This window comes from Flavobacterium hydatis (assembly GCF_000737695.1).
Classification (GTDB): domain Bacteria; phylum Bacteroidota; class Bacteroidia; order Flavobacteriales; family Flavobacteriaceae; genus Flavobacterium; species Flavobacterium hydatis.
On record NZ_JPRM01000014.1, the window covers coordinates 97,992 to 117,028 of the forward strand.

Sequence of the window (19,037 nt, forward strand, 5' to 3'; positions counted from 1 at the left end):
ACTACTGATTATGAAATTCTCTGATAAAAGAAATAGTCTATGGCAAAAGTTTGATGAAACGAATCTGCGATTGCAAAAAAAGTGTGCACATTGGTTGGAGCAAAGGACATCACATTTTTCACGACTTAACTGGATAGTAATTCTGTTCGGTTTTATTGTGATAACTGGTAGTTGTAGCATTTATTTGATTGTGACTAGTTTTTCAAATAATACTACTAAGAATATTACTGTAATTCCAATTACGAAACCAAACAATTCAATACCCTTAGAGAAAGAGATTATCCCGTTAAATGGAATAATTAGGAGTAAAACTGAATTTGTGAAAATTATACAATTCCGCAGGTATTTAGATAGTCTTGGCCGAAGTCCAACAGGAAAAAAAATGTATGACAGTATTGTGCAACACCGTCCCGAAATACTTGACAGTCTAGCAGTAGTAGAAAATTTTTATAATTCAAATTTTGAAAATTGATATCATGGAACAGAAAGAAAAATCACAAAAAGTACTAAAGCAACGTAAGATGCTATTGGTATTACCAGTATTAGTTTTACCATTCTTAACTGCTATATTTTGGGCATTGGGTGGTGGAAAAATGGATGCTGCAAATGTTGCAGCGCCACAGCAAAAAGGTTTTAATATAAAATTACCCAATGCGAACCTCAAAGATGGACTTGCATTAGATAAGATGAATTACTATGATCAGGCAACCCTTGATTCTGCTAAGCTCGATGAGCTTATCAAGAAAGACCCTAATTATCTGAGTCAGTCTTTTCATATTGATTCTACAGAAGATAGCAGTGCTATTGTTGTTAGAAAAAGACGAGCAGGTCTAAATATATCGGTGCATCGTGACCCAAACGAAGAGAAAATACATCAAAAATTAGAAGCGCTTCAAAAAGTAATTAGTGCACCTGTATCAGTTCCAGTTCAAAATAGGGATTACAAGAAATACGCAAAATTAGATGAACCAGCAATTCATTCAGATGATGTGGACAGACTGGAACAAATGATGAAATCCATGAATAATGGACAGGATAACCCGGATCCTGAATTGCAACAACTCGGTGGGATGCTGGAGAGTATATTGGATATTCAACATCCTGACAGGATACAAGAAAAATTAAGAAAAGCTTCCGAAACTCAGCGAGGACAAGTATTCTCTATTTCTTCCAGAGAAGAAGATAATCCAGTTTCGTTGTTACAAAACAAAGCGACAAATACAAGCGAGTCAAGAAATAATGGATTTTATTCTTTGGATGAACCAGAAAATACGGATGTAATGCAAAATGCTGTGAAAGCAGTGATTCACGAAACACAAACCATTGTAAATGGCGTTACAGTAAAGTTTCGACTTATGAATGACATCTTTATAAGTGGCATTAAAATTCCAAAGAACAATTTCATGTTTGGAGTAGCATCTTTAAAAGGAGAAAGACTGACCATCAAGATAAGTAGCATTAGATATAACAATTCCTTATTCCCTGTTGATTTGTCTGTTTACGATATGGATGGACTTATCGGAATTTACATTCCAGGAGCCATTAACCGTGATGTAGCCAAAGCATCTGCTGACCGTTCTATGCAGACTTTAGGTGTTGCCTCATTAGATGATTCTTGGGGTTCACAGGCAGCAGGAGCTGGAATAGAAGCTGCTAAAAGTCTGCTGAGCAAGAAAGTAAAAATGGTCAAAGTAGTTGTGAAAGCGGGTTATCAAGTACTCGTTCGAGATGAAAAGCAAAAAGATTCTAATTAAAAACTAAAAATGATACAGATGAAAAATTTTAATTTACTAATGATAGGCTTTCTATTATTTATGAATATCGGTGTGTTTGCACAACAGACATATAGAAATAATGGCTCCAAAATTGAGTCCGATTCTTTACAGATTGCGTATTCCAAAACAACCAATATTGTATTTCCTTTTGCTATTAAAAGCGTAGATAAGGGAAGTTCTGATATACTGGTACAAAAAGCAAAAGGTGTTGAGAATATACTTCAAATTAAAGCAGCGCAAAAAGGATTTTTTCAAACCAATCTTACCGTGGTTACTGCCGATGGTAATATTTATTCTTTCATATTAAATTATGACGAAGATTTCCCAGAATTGAATCTCAGTATAAACAAACCAAAAAATGCAGCGCAGGAAGTTTATTTCTCTGATGACATTAGAAACGAAGAAGATGTCCAAGAATATTCCAAACTAGCTTTTTACGACAAGAAAAAACTGCGAGGAGAAAAAGAAAGCAACTATGATATAGATTTTGTACTCAACGGAATTTTTATTCGTGATGAAGTGATGTATTACAGGATAAAAATAACAAACAATTCCAAAATCAATTATGATATCGACCAGTTACGTTTTTTTATTCGTGATACCAAAAAAGTAAAACGAACGGCTTCACAAGAAATCGAAATCACTCCAATCTATATCTTGAACAATGTAGTAAAAATTGAAGGGGAAGCAGAAAACACCTTTGTATTTGCAATTCCAAAATTTACAATTCCGGAGAAAAAATACTTAGCGATACAACTCATGGAACAAAATGGGGGAAGACATGTTGAATTGCATGTTAAGAACACAAAGCTGGTACAGGTTACTGTGCTTCCTAAATTATAAATAGTAATCATTAAAAATATTGAGTCATGAACGAGAAAAACTTTGAATACTTAAAAGACCAGATTAAGTACACCGGTTTCGGTGAAACACTGGAGAATGAATTAAAAGAAAAATTACAGAAAGAAGAACCTAATTTCACTTTGAATCATACAGTTAAATATGGCGAGGATACTGTCATCGCTACCTTGAATTTTAAAAAATCTGACCAAAGTGATATGTACTTTTTTAACTCTTATAAAGTAGAATTGCAAAAAGAGAATTCAAAAGAAGCTTTGGAACAAACCTTTTATATCAATAAAGGCAACAATATAACCATGAAGGAGGCTTTTAATCTTATGGAAGGGAGGTCTGTAAATAAGGATCTAACCAATAAAGAAGGAGAATTATACAATTCCTGGTTGCAAATGGACTTTAAACAGAATGATGCTGCTGGAAACTTTAAATTAAATCAATACCATCAAAATTATGGTTATGATTTGGAAGCAACATTAGCCAAACATTCAATTAAGGAATTGGAAAATCCTAAGTACAAAGAAGATCTAATGGATTCTTTGAAAAAAGGAAACCTGCAATCTGCTACTTTCTTAAAAGATGGTAATGAAGTCAAACAGTACATTGAAGCCAGTCCACAATTCAAAACTATCAATCTGTATGATATCAATCTGCAACGCATTGACAATCGTCATTCCAAAGAGGAAAAGCAATCTGAAACCCAGCAAGCTTCGGAAAAGCAGGGCAGCAAAAAACAAAATCCAAGTGCTGATGACGATAGTCCTGAAGTACCAAAGGAAGCTAAGAGAAAAAGGAAAAGCCAATCCATGTAATCATGAATGAACAAGTTCTCGTTAATAGAGTAGAGATGGAGTTAAAGCAGTGGCGCTCCAGGGAAGAGCGTTTTAGTAAACTGTTTAATTTCAGTCTTTCCAATAATAAATCGCTGGTTAAAGAAAAACTACATCATTACGAACGCATTGGAACAAAGTATAAAGGAACTAGAAATATTGACGAACGTTTTGCTTTGCAGATGCTCAAGCAGGAGAAGAATAAGATATTAAAGCAACTTTATCCTAATTTATTAGTACGACTTGTTCGTAAACTGGTCGTTGCACCACTTATAGATCAAATCGCAGTACGTAGAAATGAAAGAGAAGAGCAAAAGAACTACCAATCGCTGCACGATCAGGTGCAGCGTGTTGGTTTTAAAGATTTGTCAAATCAAATCGATCAGCAAATAAAACAAGGTCAGGAGCAATTTACTATTCCGGTTTCCTATTATGTCAATGAAAAAGAACGCCTGCATCATGAATTATCTTTTGCTAAAGACCAGAATGGACAGTATCAATTTGAGGGTTTTAAAACCACTTTACAAAATGAATCATATCCTGGAGAAAACAGGAGTCAGTACTTCAAAATACAGGACGAGAATTCTATTAATACAACACAGGCATATAATTTATTAGCGGGACGAGCCATTCAAAAGGAAGGATCTTGGACACAACTAGACCTTAATGATAAAGATGTTAATGGGAATCATCGCATCAAAGAATTTCATTCTGGTTATGGTTATAATCTAGAAAGAGCTGTACAAGAACTGCCCTTAAAGGAATTGTCAAATAAAACGAGTGCATGTAAATTACAAGATGGCTTAAGGCAAGGGAACAGAGAGTTGGTGACCTTACTTAAAAACGGAAAAGAACATCAGTTTTACATCGAAGCGAATCCTCAGTTTAAATCGGTAAACATTTATGATGGTCACTCGAAGAAAATTGCACTTGCAACGGCCTTGGGTGATAAAAAGATAGAAACTGCAAAGCAAATACAAAAAGTGAGTGAGAGCGCACAGATGAACCATTCCAAACGAAATGGGCTGCATGCAAGTAGATAAACTTGAAAATAATGGACACACTACAACCTTTATCTAAATTTTTTAAAGCAATTGAAAAAGATTATAGAATCAGTATTACTCATATTGGTATATATGCCGCGTTATTGCAATATAGAATAAGTAAGGGTTTCATTAATCCTATTGAGGTGTATCGTTATGAAATTATGGAGATTGCAAAAATAACAGGACCAGCAACATATCATAAATGCATACGGGAATTAAACGAGTATGGATATATTAGGTATGAACCGAGTCATAATAGAAAGAGGAGGAGCAAGGTATATTTTATTTTGCTGGAAGATTGTATTGATGTATAATTTTATAAAATGTATTATGGAAGAAATTGTAACAAAAGACGATTTAAGACAGTTTGGTCTATAGTTATTGGATAGAATGCGTGTAGTGATTAAAGAGACTACTTCTTCGCAAACAGAATTACTTAACCCTGAATGGCTGAAAAGTAAGGTAGTGAGAAAAATGATGGATATGTCTGCTGGATCATTGCAGAACCTAAGAGTTAGTCAGAAAGTACGGTTCAAAAAAGTTCTGAGCTCGTATTATGAAGTGTCTTCTGGAGGTATTTCCGACACTGTGGTTGACCTCAGACTGATATTTGCAGTAGGACTTAAAGTAAATGCCGTATCGCTGATTATGATTCATAACCATCCTTTAGGACAACAGATCAGACCTTCCGAACCTGATAAACAGATAACCAGAAAAGTAAAGGAAGCGAGGGGAATACTCGATATTGTACTGCTGGATCATTTGATCATTACTCCGGATATTTACTATTCCTTTGCAGATGACGGAGCTTTTTAACTCCGTTATTTAATAAAAACTTTTATTAAGACTAGTATTATTTTTTTTGTATAATTGTATTGTAGATTTTTCTAAATGAAGCTTTTACTTCAAAACAATAAATATTTTTTGTTTAATCTTCTAATACAATATATCTGATGAGTTTAAAAACTGATATTAGAAAAGATTTTCTCGATTTGTTCTACTCGGATATAAAGGATCAGGAGCTAGAAAATTTAAATAAATTAAATTTATTTACTCTGCGGGTTACTAATAATCAATTTGTATACAATGAACTGATTGAATTATTAGCCGACCAGCTGCATTATTTTGCTTTGTCCCGAACAGAAGTAAGGAAATTAGTTGATGAAGGAAAATTTAGGACGCTTACTGATAAAGCAAGAGGCCTTCTAAGAAATCATTTAGAAATCAAAAAAAATACTTCATCTACAACTAAAGAGACTGAAGGAGGTGAACTTGGGGAAATATTACTTTATTGCCTATTAGAATCTCATTTAAATGCTCCAAAAATTCTAACAAAACTAGAACTTAAAACATCAAATCAAATGTTTGTTAATGGTGCAGACGGAGTTCATTTGCTGAAATTAAACGATAAGGATTATCAATTGATTTTTGGAGAATCAAAGCTACATTCTGATTTGCAGCAAGGCATTTATAAAGCATTTGAATCCATTGGTAAATTACTTTCCCAAAAAGGAGTAAAAAAAGACTTTGAAATTGAATTAGTAAGCAGCCAGCTGGTAAAGGAAGCTTACGATGAGAATAGCTATGATCTCTTAAAAAAAATTATCATACCAAGTGCAAGCACAGACGAAACAAATATTGACCATTCATTTGGAATCTTTTTAGGATTTAATATTGATATTGATCCCGACGAAAAAAAGTTGCCCAATCATGAATTTCGTGAAAATATCAGAACTAAAATTACTGCTCAGGTTAATTCATTATTAAACTCAATAAATTACCAAATAAAGAAAGCCGAATTCACTGGTTATAATTTTTATATATACGTTATTCCATTTTCTGATTTAGAGGAGACTAGAAAGGACATAATAGAGGAACTGTTATGAGCCAACTAAAAATCATAGATAAATTAACCGAGGACATACTGCGTGATGAATATTTCAAAATTTTATTCGATAAATGTTCTTTGATAAATGCTGAACAAGCTATAAATAAAGAGATAAAAAGCATTCTTTCAAATAAAGAATTGAAGGATTCATTGAGATTTGCAGATATTCTTTCAAATTCATTAGATTCAGCAGCAAGAAACAGATCTTACCAGATTGTTACATTTCTTAATTATAATTATTGTGATAATGAAATATATAGAACGATGTCAAAAGCTATATATTCAAAATTGGGTAATTTTCCCGCAGTAAGATATCTGGAAAATTTAAATTCAAATCATTCTTTAATCCCATTTGATCGGATGATTGAAGTGGAAGCAAAAAAGATAATCCAGCATGTTCCAGACTCCGAGGATCAGGTTTTTACGGATTCTCAATATTTATTGTTTAAGAATTTAAGTTCAAGCTTGAGATATAGCTTTTCTGGTCCTACTTCAATGGGAAAATCATTTATAATAAAAGCTTTTATTAGAAAAGTTATAAAAAATATTCCTCCTGAAAATTTAGTTGTATTAGTTCCTACAAGAGCTCTAATTAATCAGTTTACAATAGATTTAAAAGGAGAATTACAAAGCATACTTGAACGCTATAATTATAAAATTGCAACAAATTCCAATATTAGCGATCTACTGACAGAGGAAGTTCATAACTATATTCTCATTTTAACACCAGAAAGATTAATCAGTTATTTGTCGCAAAAAAACAATCCTCCTATAGGTTTTTTATTCGTAGACGAGGCTCATAAACTCGCACAGGAAAAGGATTCAAGAAGCATAACCACTTATTCTGCTATTGAGCGAACGTTGAGCAAATATGGTAAAAACGTTAAGTTGTATTTCTCCTCGCCCAATGTTTCAAATCCGGAGGTTTTTTTGAATTTGTTTGACAGTCAGACTAGCGATAATTATTTTCAAACAGATGAATCGCCAGTTTCGCAAAATTTATACTTCATAGACATATTAAGTGAAAGAGTAGAATTAATTGAGAAAAATGATTTCAAAAAAATTGAGACAGAAAATTTTAATGAAAAATTTTCCACGATCAGTAAAGTGATAGATTATCTGGGGGAGAATTCGAATAATCTAATTTATAATAACAGCAAACCAAAAACTATAAATGGAGCGGTTGATTATGTAAAAAACAGAGAGAATAAAAAAATAGAGATCACAACTGCCATTGCGAACGCCTCAAAACAAATTAGGGATTACATCCATAAAGATTATTTTTTGGCTGACTTAATAGAAAATGGAGTTGCTTACCACCATGGAAAACTTCCGCAATTATTGAGAAATCTTGTTGAAGATTTATATAAGAGCGAGGAAATCAGGAATGTATTCTGTACATCGACATTATTAGAGGGGGTCAATATGCCGACTAAAAACTTATTTATCCTAAATAATAAAAATGGTTTAGGAAAATTGGAAGAAATTGATTTTTGGAATCTTACTGGCCGGGCAGGGAGGTTAAATAAAGAATTATTTGGAAATATATACTGCATCAAACATGAGTATTGTACATGGGAAAATAAGAGTACTATTTTGCTCAAAAAGCCCATAACTTTAAAGCCTACAATTTTGACCAAAATTGACAAGAATCTTCAGAAAATAGAAAAAATTTTATTAAACAAAAATATCAGTGGTACGGAAACTGAAAAAGAAATTTTAGATTACATAGCAAACATAATATGTATCGATACTTTAGAAATCAGGTCTTCATACAAAAGCCCTGTTATTGAAAAACTTATCCAGAAAAATAAACAAAATATAATTGAAATTGCCAAAAGCATTACAAAGGATATAACTGTACCCAGAGAAATTCTTAATACCAACCAGTCGATAAATATTAGTAAACAGCAAAAAATTTTTAATGTTTTAAAAGGAAGACATTTAAAAAAGCAGGATTTAAGACTTCCAAATACAGATATTTCGTATGCTGTTTGTTTGCAGATTTTGGAAAGTATGTATGATTTATATGAGTGGGATAAAGCTGAAAAAAAGCTTTCAAATAAGAATAGTATGAAATACTATGCTGTTATAATGAACCAATGGATGAATGGAATAACTTTAAATCAAATCATAGTTCAGTCTCTTAACTGGCATGATGAAAAATCTTTGCAGTTACAAGTTGATTATAATGAATTTGCAGTATTTGAGAAAAATAATTTAAATCATGTTAACATCGTTATTGAAAAAATTATTGATGATATTGAATATGTCTTAAGATTTTTGTTTGAAAAATATTTTAATCATTACTATCAAATAGTAATAAACCTATTGGGTGAAGAGAATTCGGGAGAAAATTGGGCAACTCTTTTAGAGTATGGTACTCAAAATAGAATTGTTATTGCATTACAGAATATGGGATTATCAAGACATACTGCAATGACTATTTACAATAAATGCAGATATGCGCTTAATATTCAGGACTCAAAGCTAGTATCCATTAACAAAAGTGAAATACTTAAAAAATATAATGAGTCATCTATTGAGTATCATGAAATAAATAAAATGCTGTAGTCCCCGATAGCTTAACGTATTAAATTATGAATAAACAGGTATTAATACTTGGTTATTGATATTTGGTAATCGATATATTTGAAGGTTAATATGGTTTTCCGTAAAGAATGTTCATATTAAATTGTAATATTTGTTAATCACTACAAGTTAGAATAGTTTCATATAAAAATATAGGGAACAAAGGTAATGATCATTTAAAATTGATGCCAATCTTCGAGTATGTTAATTACATGGACTATAAGTAATTAAAGAATAAAACGGGTATTAATTAAAAACTGGAACTAATATTTAGTGAAATGTTAATATTAAGAATTTGCTTAATGGACTAACTTTATTTAAAAAAAATAATATTTATGATACAAGAGTACTTGAATTCCAATCTTCTTTCAGTAATTAATGATGAAGATTTTAAAAAATTAAAAAAGGCTGCAGATGAAATTGCTAAGAAACTGGTAAAAAGTAAAATAAAAATAGTTTCATATACTTTGATAGCAATAAATCCGGATATATCAGCAGATGATGTCAATATAATCGAAGTAAAAGAAATTATCATTAAAAATTGGAGTACTTTCTTATCAAATACCAAGGATACTCCCTTAACTTACATAAAAGCAGTTATGCTTGAAGCTTTAAATATTACAAGTGAGGATTTAAATAACTCATTGCTTATTTGGTTTGCAAGTAGAAATATCATCAAATACTTTAAGCTATTAGGAGAAGAAAAAAGAATTATTTTAGATTTTATTTCTAAATTAGGAAATAACATCAATCAAACTGCTAACAAAGAATGGGCCTTGTCGGATGGAAATGAATTAGTTAAAAAAACTATTGATTTAAAAGATATAACTAAGTACTTACCAAACGAAGAATCGTTGACAAAGTATTTAGAAGATGCAGTAGGGCCAACAAACAAAGCTGGAAAAGCAAATTTTGATTCTCCAAATCCATATTTACCTGATGAAGCAGCTGAATGGACATATGAGTTTCCTTCAAGAACAGCTAAGGGAATAAAAATTATTATGGACGGTTGTCTTAGGGCTATTGTTACTATTGCCAATGAAAATAAAAATATAATTCAAAGTGTATTGAATGAAGAGTTAGAGGTGATTAAAAAAGAAATTTACGATAAAAATAAATCATCAGAGATTAGATCTGAACTTTTATGGTGGAAGGAGGCAGGATATTCAACGTCTGCAGATACAAGTTATCGAGAACTTGATCAAAGTGTTTTAGAAATACTATTAGCGAAGGACTACTCATATTTCATTCCTGTAGTTTACCCAAAAGCCGTTGATTATTTTCTTAAAGGAACTTATAAAGAACTAAAGGTAATTACGGAACAAGAAATGACAATTGAAGACTTTCTTACAGCCATTCAAAAGCATTCAGAAACATTAAAAACCATATTGCCAGAGCAGGAGCTACTTACCGGGAAAACCAACTTATTATACTTTATCAATGGACTCTTATGGAATAAACTCCAATTGACTCAATTTGAGAAGTTGGTAGGAATAGAATTAAGTACAAAATTATTTCCTACTGAATTAGTAAATTGGCTTTTTCATGACTTTCAATTAATAAAAATTACAAATACAAAATAGTATGGGAGGAAACTGTTCAAATCCAGAATGTGCTGCTCCTATTAACTGCCACGAAGGAAAAGACAAACCTGCTGATTGCGAGTTTTGGATAAATTCAAACGCGCAACCATCTAAAAAGATAACTACTATAAAAAAAGAAAAGGTGTCAGATCTACCTTGGTCTGGAGAAGCTTTAAATATAGAAGAATTAATTAAAGTTACTTTCAGAAATCCAGCAATTATTATTGGTGTCGTAGGTAAAGCAGATGCAGGAAAAACAACTTATCTCGCTATGCTTTTTACATTGCTTTTAAGAGGCGTTAAACTCCAAGATTTTGATTTTTGTGGAACAAAAACTATTAAAGCTTGGGACGAATTTTATCATAAGTTAAAAGTGCAAAAGGAAAGTGTTGCATTTCCTGATCCAACTCCAGCTCAATATATTCGTTTACTACATTTAGCATTGCGAAATAAATCAAAATTATTGAAAGACATTTTTTTATCAGATGCTTCTGGAGAAGTTTTCTCAATTTGGTCCCAAAATAGAGAGGATGAAAGAGCAGAAAATGCAAGATGGGTTTACGAACATTCAAATGCTTTTATTTTGTTTATTGACTGTGAAGATCTTATAAATAGAAAAAACCAAGGGAAAACCGAGGTTGTAGATATAGCACAAATGTTAAAACACGACTTAAAAAATAGACCAGTAATTGCTGTTTGGTCCAAAAGCGACAGAAAGGAGGAAGTTCATACTAAGATTAAGGAAAAGCTACAAGAAGAATTAAGTGAAATTTTTGAGAACAACTTTACGGAAATAGATATTAGTAACTTTTCTGCCGAAGATCCAGATGTTTTAGTACATAAAAATAATATAATTGTACTGGACTGGCTTCTCTCTGTAATATTTAGCGCTAGTAAGACAGAAATTACATTGGAGAATAAAAATGTGGGAAGAGATATTTTTTTAAATTATAAAGTTAATTAAATGAGCAAATCAATATTATTAATTGGTAAACCACATTCATCTAAAACGGTGTTTTTATCACAATTTTATTCAAGGCTTCAAAAAAAGAAGAGTAATCTCAAACTTTATAAAGCTGTAGATGATTTATCGCCTATTTTCGGTGCAAGAGAGTCTTTATCTGCTGGTGAAGAACCACAGACAACTCCTGCTGAAAAAAGTGTTAAGTTTTATTTACCTATACAATTCTCAGAAAGGCAAATAGATTTAAGATGTCCAGAATATGGAGGAGAACAAGTTTTAAGTATTGTTGAAAATAGAGAATTAAATAAGGAATGGAAAACATCAATTAGCGAAAGTAATAGTTGGGTCCTTTTTATAAGATTAAATAGCGTTAATAAGTCTCTTGATATTAGTGATATAACTTTTTCTGAGCAACATAAAAAAAGCACAGAAAAGACGTTACCAATTGTCGAAGATAAAATATCTGATCAAAGTTTTTTTATAGAATTATTGCAAATTATATTGCATTCGAAAGGTTACGACTACCATTTAATCAACAACAACGTGAAACTAACAATCGTTTTAACTTGTTGGGACGAAATGAATACAGAAGAAAAACCATACGATATATTAAAAAGTAAACTACCTCTTTTATTAAATTTTGTAGAGTCTAATTGGAATTCAGAACTTTTGAAAATAATAGGATTATCTGCCCAAGGATTTGCTCTCGATACACCTGAGAATAAAGAGAAATATCTGATTGAAGGACCAGAAGAATTCGGATATTTAGTATTAGCTGATGGTACTCACACAAAAGACATAACACAACTAATTGAAGAAGCATTATAGTGAAATTTTTAGTACATCAATCAATTTGTGGAGAAGTAAACAAAGCATGGGGTTTGATTAAGACCACAATGCCAGATATTAATTTGGCTAAAAATATAGCATTCAGAGCTGATCTACAGGATCAAACTGGAGGAGTTATGTGGGTTCCTGCCATTCGAGGTTTTTTTGAAGGCGAATATTTTCTTATAATGAAAACTTTTGAAGATTTGTCTCCTGAGGTAAGAAGAGGCAGAAAATTTTCACATGTTCTAATTATCCTTAAAAAAGATATTCTTGGTATTGAGGATATAGGCCAAATCATAAACTTATTACCCGATAAAATAGTAAAAGATGTAGTACTAGAATCTATTCAAGTTGAATATAAAAATAAGGTTGATCCTGATTTGATATCGTCGACATTTCAAGGAAGATTCAGTAAGCTAATTAATGGATATGTTAATGTGAAAAATTATAAAAACACTTTAATTTGGATTGGACAGGAAAATTTTAGTTTGGCAGTAATAGAGATATGGAAGCGTCTTACTGAGCAGGAACGGCAAAGTTTTCAATTTGGGATTTCTTTTAATAATGATGATAAGATAGTTGAAGGTATTAATTTAGTTGCAGTTCCAGAGAGTGTTCAAAGTAAGTTTCTTAGATCAGATTTTTTTATTATTGCAAAAAATGACAATCATAAACCGGTAGAATTTATTGAGCAATTATTAATTGGAGATTCTTCGGTAAAACAGCGTATAGAGAATTTTGAGAAAGTTATTGGCTCAAAATCTCTTTCAAGAGATGATATTAATTTCGTTGCAAAAGGCCTTGATACGTTCGAAAAGATGGAGGATGTAGTTGATATAAAAAGATTAAATACACTTTCACATATTATTGCAAAATTTGCTCCTGCTGATAATCAAGGGAATGATTTTAAACAGAAATTGTTAGTGAAAATTATTCAATTAATGGACGGTGGTCAATTTTCTGATATAGTGATATTAAAAAATTTTAGAACAGAAAGTTATCGAAATTCCACAGTTCTTCTTTCAGAAGCTCTTACTAAGTGGATAAAAAATAATATATTTTCAATCAGAAAAACTTCTAATGATTTAAAATTATTTTTTGATAATCTAAAAAGTAATAATCTTAATTGGTGGGACAAATTAATAGAAATTGAGTTGGAATTGTATTTAAAAACAATAAATGTTTCTAAAGTGGTTGTGGTTTATATGTGGTTAATGGAATCGCCATTGTTTTTATCTAAAATTACGCGTTTTATTAGTCAATCGAAAGAATCTGAGTTATGCTTCATTGAAAAGCTGCCTAAAAATCTTTCTCAACTAATGTTTGAAGAGCTAAAAGTATTCTCATTAAACAATGGTTGGTTAAGACTTTATGCCCAGAATTTAAATTTTCAATTGGAATTATATGAAGCTTTGACTGAACTTATGAAAGTTGACAAGGATTCATCGCACTTTGATGCAATTGATATAATAGTTAAAGGAAAGAATGAGGGATCTATTATTGATTATGCTGTTAGAACCGGCGATATACGATTGATTAAAATCGCGGGTAAAATTTGCTCAAAGTCACCAAAAAACTTAAGTAAATTAAAAGTTTTGGATGCTAATTGGCAAAAAGTTTGGCTGGAAGCGATTTTAATTGGAAATGAGATTAAAACTGGATTAAAAGAACCAGATAAAGAAATTAGTAAATTATTTGATGGTTTGATTTTAGGTGCTAATATTTCTGAAGAACTTATAGACAAAATTTCACAGTCTGAACATGGCAATATTCTCTTTTATCCAAACAGATCTGAATTTTGGATGAAAATTTCAGGTAATGCTAAGAATAATTTTTTAACGAAAACATCAGCAGCTCTCCTTAATCAGTTAAGTTTAAATTCTAATACAGAAATACCCGATGATGTCTTTATAATAGATCATATAAGTCAGAAAGGTGTTTGGGACTTTTTATTTTTTAATCGAAATAATATTAAAAGTGTGATTCCTATTTTCGATAAGTTTAATCTTCAAGATAGTAATCTCAAAGATTATCTTAGTAATTACACAGGAAATATTACTGCAGTTGAAGCAACTCAACTAGGAACGTTAATTGCAGTGAAAAGATTTACTAATTCCGCTTACATAATTAATAGTAAAGCTTCAAAGAGTAACAATTGGAAATTTGCTTTGGCAGAATGTCATTATCTTTTGGATTTTATCACTAAAGCAGCACTTGTTATTTCTGGCACGATATCTTCGGTCAATATTCCGACTGATGAGTGGTGGCAAAGTACAGAAGAGCTAATAGTTGAATTATATCCCAACGGTACTGCCTTAACTACTATTTGGAAAAAAGCTGGAGGAAAGGAATCAGATTTGCTCACTAAGAGTACAGCAAATGAAATTTGGAGTGATGCACTTTACAAAGTACGAAGGAATCAATTTAAGAAGATAACTATGAATAAATTGCTAACGGAAATCGAAAAACAATATGGAGATAGTAAAAAGTTTAAAATCATATATGGGCTACGAAAGAATTATATAAAAACATAATTAGTCATGAGTCTACAAGAATTATATAAAGGAGCTAAAATTATTGAAACAATTGAAAATTATTCTTTTGCTCAAGAAACAAGTAGTCAGACTGTGGTAGCTGATGCCAATACTACTTATTGGTTTTATACAGATGAAGAATTTTGGAAAAGTGTTATTGCTGAGCCAACAAAATATTGGGGGCAGAAAATTAATTTATACAATTTTGTTGTTTCAGATTGGATTGCTCGTGTTCCAGGGCTGTATTGGTCAAGTTCATCTAAATTAGTTCGACAGCACGAACAAGAAGATATTGCAATGCAAAGCAAGCAATGGCTTGAGTTTTATCCCCCTGGAAAATCAAAAAAAGTTATGGGAGGGGTAGGGACTTTGTTACTTCCACCCACGGACGGTGGCAAAAAATTAATGTCTATAAGCGCTGGTTGTAATGCTTCTGTGGGAATTCCTATTTTATTTTTCCCAGAAGTAATTGAGATGCTAAAAATTAAACAGGGAGATTGTGTTGTAATAAGCGAAGCGAAGTGGCAGCCAATGGACACGCATTGGGCATCAAAGTTTGCTTCAACCAAAGATATACCTAGAGGCTATTTGCTAATTGATTCTATTGATAAAATTCAAGTATCTAAAAAAGATTGTCCTATAGAATATCACCCTTTTTCTTTAATGGAGTATGAACATAAAGACAGTCTTTTTTACGATTTTGTCTATGTTACGGCTGATAGTAAGGTTTTAGATGTTGATTCAAAAATTCAAAGTTTCTTTGAAAGTTACGCAAGAAAGGATGAACGTTTCGGAGAATATCTACTAAATCCAAATCTGGTTAAGCCAATTTTTGAATCACGTTATTTTTGTCCACTAGAGTTAACTCATGCTTCAGAAAAAGCAAAGCTTAATTTGCTTTACGAAAGAATTAGAGGAGCACATTTTAGAGGGTTATCTGTTGAACAGTTAATCATAAAGCTTCCACAATTTTACCAATCCAGTATGTCTATCAGAACATTAGCAAAGAATATTGGCTTGAATGTTTCCTTATTCGTTGAAGACTCAGCCGTATCAATGTCTTCTCAGCTAATAAACATTTGTATTGAAAAAACAATGGTTGAAAGTCTTATTGACAGAGTTGCAATGGATTATCCACAAATTTTTAAATAATTATGGCTTGGACAAAAAAACTAACACAATTAAATGATGTGTTAAGTGAATTAGTATCCAATAAGGATAGTATAAAAAAATATGTAAAAGCATCAGGGTTAAAAGAGCAGTTCATTGATACTAGTGGTAACGCAATGGATGTTTGGAGTAGTGTTCTTAGTGAGGCAGATAAAAACAGTAAGGTAAGTGAATTGGTGAAATCCGTTTTAGATTCATATCCAGATAACCAATTTCTAAAATCTGCATTAATTTCTAAAGAAATTGATTTTTCGGAAAGTCCTGACATTGATGAATCCTCTGATTGGAAGGATGTTTCCAATGAGACATTAGAAGTACTAACAATGGATCGAAGTACCTTACTGCCCGTTAATTTTTTGGCTAAAGGGGTACAGAAAAGTAAATCAGTTGGAAAAGTTGAGATTAAAATTGGTAATAATAGATATAATGTTGGTACTGGTTTTTTGTTCAAAGTAAAAGATATTGATGATGTCTTTTTTATTACTAATTATCATGTAATCAATAATCAAAAAGACATAGAAAAAACAAGGGTAATATTTGATTATGAACTCGATATTAATGGGAATACTATTCCTTCTAGGAGTTTTATGGTTGATGTAAATGGACCTTGGTATTGTTCAGAAGTAAAAGACTGTGATGCAACTATTTTTAAATTAAGTGATGAAAATAATACATTAGGAGAATATGGTTTTATTGAGTTAAAAGAGATTGAAATTTTAATAAATGATTTTGTTAATATTATTCAACATCCGAGGGGAGAGATGAAACAAATTTCATTATATCATAATATTGTGACTCATACGAACGAAAGAATTGTTCAGTATCTTACCGACACTCTTAAAGGCTCTTCAGGATCTCCTGTCTTTAATTCTGAATGGGAGGTTGTTGCTTTGCATCATAGCGGAGGTGGAAGTAAATCTGATGAACCGGCTCTTATAGATGGATTAAAAATAAGAAATGAAGGAATACTAATAAATAAAATTATTCAATTTTTCAAAGATAATCATAAAAACTAACTAGATGAAAAGCAAAATGTTATTTAAAGGATATGATGATGAGTTTATTTTAAACAAAAAAGTTCTTTTACCAATACTAAATCAAGAGCAATCCAGAGATTTAGTGATTGATGAAGATGGCAATAATGTAATAAATTACATCAACTATAGTTTGCAATTATCGTCATCTCATAAATTTCCCTTTTATACAGCAACTAATATTGACGGTTTAGAATTTAAAAAAGTTCCTAGAAAAGACAATTGGCGTAAAGACAATAGGATAGTAAAAGATTTGCAATGGGGAACAGAACTTTACAGCTCTGCTAAAAGTAATTTTGATAGAGGGCATATGACTAAAAGAGAAGATGTTCAATGGGGAGAAACCATTGGAATTGCATTAAATGCAGCAGATTCAACATTTTATTATACAAATGCAGTTCCTCAACATAAAGATTTAAATAGAGATATTTGGAGAAGTTTAGAAGATTATATTCTTCATACCGAAGCAAAACAAAATCAGTTGCGAATCTGTGTTTTTACAGGACCAGTTCTATCAAATTCCAATCCATATTTTGTAACACCTATAAATAACGCTCAAATACAAATTCCTTCATTATTTTGGAAGGTAGTTGTTTTTGAGAAAGAAGACGGAAAGCTTTATAGAGTTGGATTTATGATGAGTCAAAACAAGTTGTTATTAAAAGATAATATTATTGAACAATTAGAATCTGATGATCAAATTTTTATGCAATTTGATGATGCAAATACTTATCAAGTAAATGTGTCACTCATTGAAGAATTATCTGGTTTAGAAATGCCAAAAGCAATTGATGTATATACAGATGAAAGAACTGCGAAATTGGTTTTAAATGAAATAGACATTGATCCTGATTTAGAAAGTGATTCAATCGAATATGAATTAGGTTTTAGTATTGAAAATATATTATTATAGTTTTATAGCAAAAGCTCAATACTAATTTTAAGTATAATTAAAGTTAACTTTTATTTCCATTAATTTCGGCAATAGCTTTATTTTATCACTTCATTATAAAACATCCTCGAAAGAGCCAGCTAAAACCTTCAAATCTTCGATTAAAAGGTTCGTATTCGCCCCTTTTAAGGTCAGATGAGCAAAATTTAATAGTTTTGTTTTTTATACTCAGTACCTATTTCATGGATAAATTGGATTTATTTTGTACCTTATTTGTACCATGTTCTCTGTAATGTCTTGATATACAGATGTTTTTGCTTTAGAAGAAGTAAAATAATTCTTCTTTAAACAATAAGAAAAAACCGGGTCAGAAATGACTCGGTTTTTTTGTTTTATTCATTGTCGTATTTTGTAATGATTAGAACTCCAGGGGTTGGTATTTTTTCCAGTTTGATTATAATTTTAGATTTCTTTTTAAGTTTAAATTCTAAATCTTTATAGCCAATAAATAAAATTTTTAATTTATGACCTTTTTGGGCGTCGATTGAAAATTTACCTTCACCATCAGTGTAAATTCCAACTTTGCTTTCTTTAATCATTACAAATGCACCCGGTAAAGGATTATCGGATTCATCCAATACAATCCCAGAATATTTATTTTTTGTAGATTTAATATTTATAGAATCACCTTGTTGTTTTTTATCTGTTTGTACCTTGCCTTGAGCTATAGCTGCTTGATTTCCTAATCCTAAAAATACAATCATAGTAGCAGCGGCAATCATCCAAAAAGAATTTTTCTCTTTTGGAGTCATGATATTTCGGTTAAGCTGAGTGTTATTAAAACAACCACATAGGTTATTGTTTTTAGTATATGCTATAAGAATTTCTTTGTCTGATGCTTTTGTAAAATCAATTACATTCTTCTGGCAATTGCTGCAAAATCTACCTTTTTCAGTTGGTGTTATTTCTAGCCAGTTTTCGTGGCAAGGCTCCGGAATTGTTATTTTGATATTATTTTTCATTTTAATTCGGAAATTATAGGT

The 19,037-nt window shown here is 31.2% G+C and carries 17 protein-coding genes; 16 read left to right on the forward strand and 1 reads right to left on the reverse strand.

Annotation, left to right across the window (positions count from 1 at the left end):
- Positions 1–10: 10 nt before the first annotated feature.
- From IW20_RS10240 to IW20_RS10315, 16 genes are all read left to right on the forward strand, one after another.
- The gene (locus tag IW20_RS10240; RefSeq protein ID WP_035621559.1) at positions 11–472 is read left to right on the forward strand and encodes a hypothetical protein; all 462 of its coding nucleotides are present in this window, start codon (positions 11–13) and stop codon (positions 470–472) included.
- A gap of 4 nt (positions 473–476) precedes the next feature.
- Positions 477–1,754: a conjugative transposon protein TraM gene (traM, locus tag IW20_RS10245; protein WP_035621561.1), complete on the forward strand. Its 1,278-nt coding sequence runs from the start codon at positions 477–479 to the stop codon at positions 1,752–1,754.
- 18 nt (positions 1,755–1,772) lie between these two features.
- Complete coding sequence (gene traN / locus IW20_RS10250) at positions 1,773–2,618, forward strand: conjugative transposon protein TraN (RefSeq protein WP_035621563.1); 846 nt, start codon at positions 1,773–1,775, stop codon at positions 2,616–2,618.
- Positions 2,619–2,644: 26 nt separating this feature from the next.
- Entirely contained in the window at positions 2,645–3,442 is a 798-nt protein-coding gene (locus IW20_RS10255) for a hypothetical protein (protein ID WP_035621566.1), read from the forward strand.
- A 2-nt stretch (positions 3,443–3,444) separates the two neighbouring features.
- Positions 3,445–4,503: a hypothetical protein gene (locus tag IW20_RS10260; protein ID WP_035621568.1), complete on the forward strand. Its 1,059-nt coding sequence runs from the start codon at positions 3,445–3,447 to the stop codon at positions 4,501–4,503.
- Between the two features lie 11 nt (positions 4,504–4,514).
- Positions 4,515–4,820 (forward strand): hypothetical protein, encoded by a 306-nt coding sequence (locus IW20_RS10265; RefSeq protein ID WP_035621570.1) that lies wholly within the window; start codon positions 4,515–4,517, stop codon positions 4,818–4,820.
- Positions 4,821–4,896: 76 nt separating this feature from the next.
- Positions 4,897–5,322 carry a JAB domain-containing protein gene (locus tag IW20_RS10270; RefSeq protein WP_081912468.1) on the forward strand — a complete coding sequence of 142 codons (426 nt, stop codon included), beginning with the start codon at positions 4,897–4,899 and terminating at the stop codon, positions 5,320–5,322.
- A 137-nt stretch (positions 5,323–5,459) separates the two neighbouring features.
- Entirely contained in the window at positions 5,460–6,392 is a 933-nt protein-coding gene (locus IW20_RS10275; RefSeq protein WP_035621573.1) for a HamA C-terminal domain-containing protein, read from the forward strand.
- Positions 6,389–8,968 carry a DEAD/DEAH box helicase gene (locus IW20_RS10280; protein ID WP_035621576.1) on the forward strand — a complete coding sequence of 860 codons (2,580 nt, stop codon included), beginning with the start codon at positions 6,389–6,391 and terminating at the stop codon, positions 8,966–8,968. The genes IW20_RS10275 and IW20_RS10280 overlap by 4 nt, the downstream gene beginning before the upstream one ends.
- A 353-nt stretch (positions 8,969–9,321) precedes the next feature.
- On the forward strand, positions 9,322–10,569 hold the full coding sequence (locus IW20_RS10285; RefSeq protein ID WP_035621578.1) for a GTPase-associated system all-helical protein GASH: 1,248 nt from the start codon (positions 9,322–9,324) through the stop codon (positions 10,567–10,569).
- Between the two features lies 1 nt (position 10,570).
- Positions 10,571–11,533, forward strand: a complete 963-nt coding sequence (locus tag IW20_RS10290; protein WP_035621586.1) for a TRAFAC clade GTPase domain-containing protein — start codon at positions 10,571–10,573, stop codon at positions 11,531–11,533.
- The gene (locus tag IW20_RS10295) at positions 11,534–12,361 is read left to right on the forward strand and encodes a TRAFAC clade GTPase domain-containing protein (RefSeq protein WP_035621589.1); all 828 of its coding nucleotides are present in this window, start codon (positions 11,534–11,536) and stop codon (positions 12,359–12,361) included. It begins immediately after the preceding gene.
- Entirely contained in the window at positions 12,361–14,898 is a 2,538-nt protein-coding gene (locus tag IW20_RS10300) for a GAP1-N1 domain-containing protein (protein ID WP_035621591.1), read from the forward strand. The genes IW20_RS10295 and IW20_RS10300 overlap by 1 nt, the downstream gene beginning before the upstream one ends.
- Before the next feature lie 6 nt (positions 14,899–14,904).
- Positions 14,905–16,050: a hypothetical protein gene (locus tag IW20_RS10305; RefSeq protein ID WP_035621594.1), complete on the forward strand. Its 1,146-nt coding sequence runs from the start codon at positions 14,905–14,907 to the stop codon at positions 16,048–16,050.
- Positions 16,051–16,052: 2 nt separating this feature from the next.
- The gene (locus IW20_RS25330) at positions 16,053–17,084 is read left to right on the forward strand and encodes a trypsin-like serine peptidase (RefSeq protein WP_051885691.1); all 1,032 of its coding nucleotides are present in this window, start codon (positions 16,053–16,055) and stop codon (positions 17,082–17,084) included.
- A gap of 4 nt (positions 17,085–17,088) precedes the next feature.
- On the forward strand, positions 17,089–18,015 hold the full coding sequence (locus IW20_RS10315; RefSeq protein ID WP_035621596.1) for a DNA/RNA non-specific endonuclease: 927 nt from the start codon (positions 17,089–17,091) through the stop codon (positions 18,013–18,015).
- 371 nt (positions 18,016–18,386) lie between these two features.
- Here IW20_RS10315 and IW20_RS10320 read toward each other — a convergent pair whose 3' ends face one another.
- Entirely contained in the window at positions 18,387–19,016 is a 630-nt protein-coding gene (locus IW20_RS10320) for a carboxypeptidase-like regulatory domain-containing protein (protein ID WP_035621599.1), read from the reverse strand.
- Between the last annotated feature and the right edge of the window lie 21 nt (positions 19,017–19,037).

Excerpts from the sequence above, each read along its gene's own strand:
- IW20_RS10240 (WP_035621559.1), top strand. The coding sequence starts at position 11 with ATGAAATTCTCTGATAAAAGAAATAGTCTATGGCAAAAGTTTGATGAA.
- traM (WP_035621561.1), top strand. The coding sequence starts at position 477 with ATGGAACAGAAAGAAAAATCACAAAAAGTACTAAAGCAACGTAAGATG.
- traN (WP_035621563.1), top strand. The coding sequence starts at position 1,773 with ATGAAAAATTTTAATTTACTAATGATAGGCTTTCTATTATTTATGAAT.
- IW20_RS10255 (WP_035621566.1), top strand. The coding sequence starts at position 2,645 with ATGAACGAGAAAAACTTTGAATACTTAAAAGACCAGATTAAGTACACC.
- IW20_RS10260 (WP_035621568.1), top strand. The coding sequence starts at position 3,445 with ATGAATGAACAAGTTCTCGTTAATAGAGTAGAGATGGAGTTAAAGCAG.
- IW20_RS10265 (WP_035621570.1), top strand. The coding sequence starts at position 4,515 with ATGGACACACTACAACCTTTATCTAAATTTTTTAAAGCAATTGAAAAA.
- IW20_RS10270 (WP_081912468.1), top strand. The coding sequence starts at position 4,897 with ATGCGTGTAGTGATTAAAGAGACTACTTCTTCGCAAACAGAATTACTT.
- IW20_RS10275 (WP_035621573.1), top strand. The coding sequence starts at position 5,460 with ATGAGTTTAAAAACTGATATTAGAAAAGATTTTCTCGATTTGTTCTAC.
- IW20_RS10280 (WP_035621576.1), top strand. The coding sequence starts at position 6,389 with ATGAGCCAACTAAAAATCATAGATAAATTAACCGAGGACATACTGCGT.
- IW20_RS10285 (WP_035621578.1), top strand. The coding sequence starts at position 9,322 with ATGATACAAGAGTACTTGAATTCCAATCTTCTTTCAGTAATTAATGAT.
- IW20_RS10290 (WP_035621586.1), top strand. The coding sequence starts at position 10,571 with ATGGGAGGAAACTGTTCAAATCCAGAATGTGCTGCTCCTATTAACTGC.
- IW20_RS10295 (WP_035621589.1), top strand. The coding sequence starts at position 11,534 with ATGAGCAAATCAATATTATTAATTGGTAAACCACATTCATCTAAAACG.
- IW20_RS10305 (WP_035621594.1), top strand. The coding sequence starts at position 14,905 with ATGAGTCTACAAGAATTATATAAAGGAGCTAAAATTATTGAAACAATT.
- IW20_RS25330 (WP_051885691.1), top strand. The coding sequence starts at position 16,053 with ATGGCTTGGACAAAAAAACTAACACAATTAAATGATGTGTTAAGTGAA.
- IW20_RS10315 (WP_035621596.1), top strand. The coding sequence starts at position 17,089 with ATGAAAAGCAAAATGTTATTTAAAGGATATGATGATGAGTTTATTTTA.
- IW20_RS10320 (WP_035621599.1), bottom strand. The coding sequence starts at position 19,016 with ATGAAAAATAATATCAAAATAACAATTCCGGAGCCTTGCCACGAAAAC.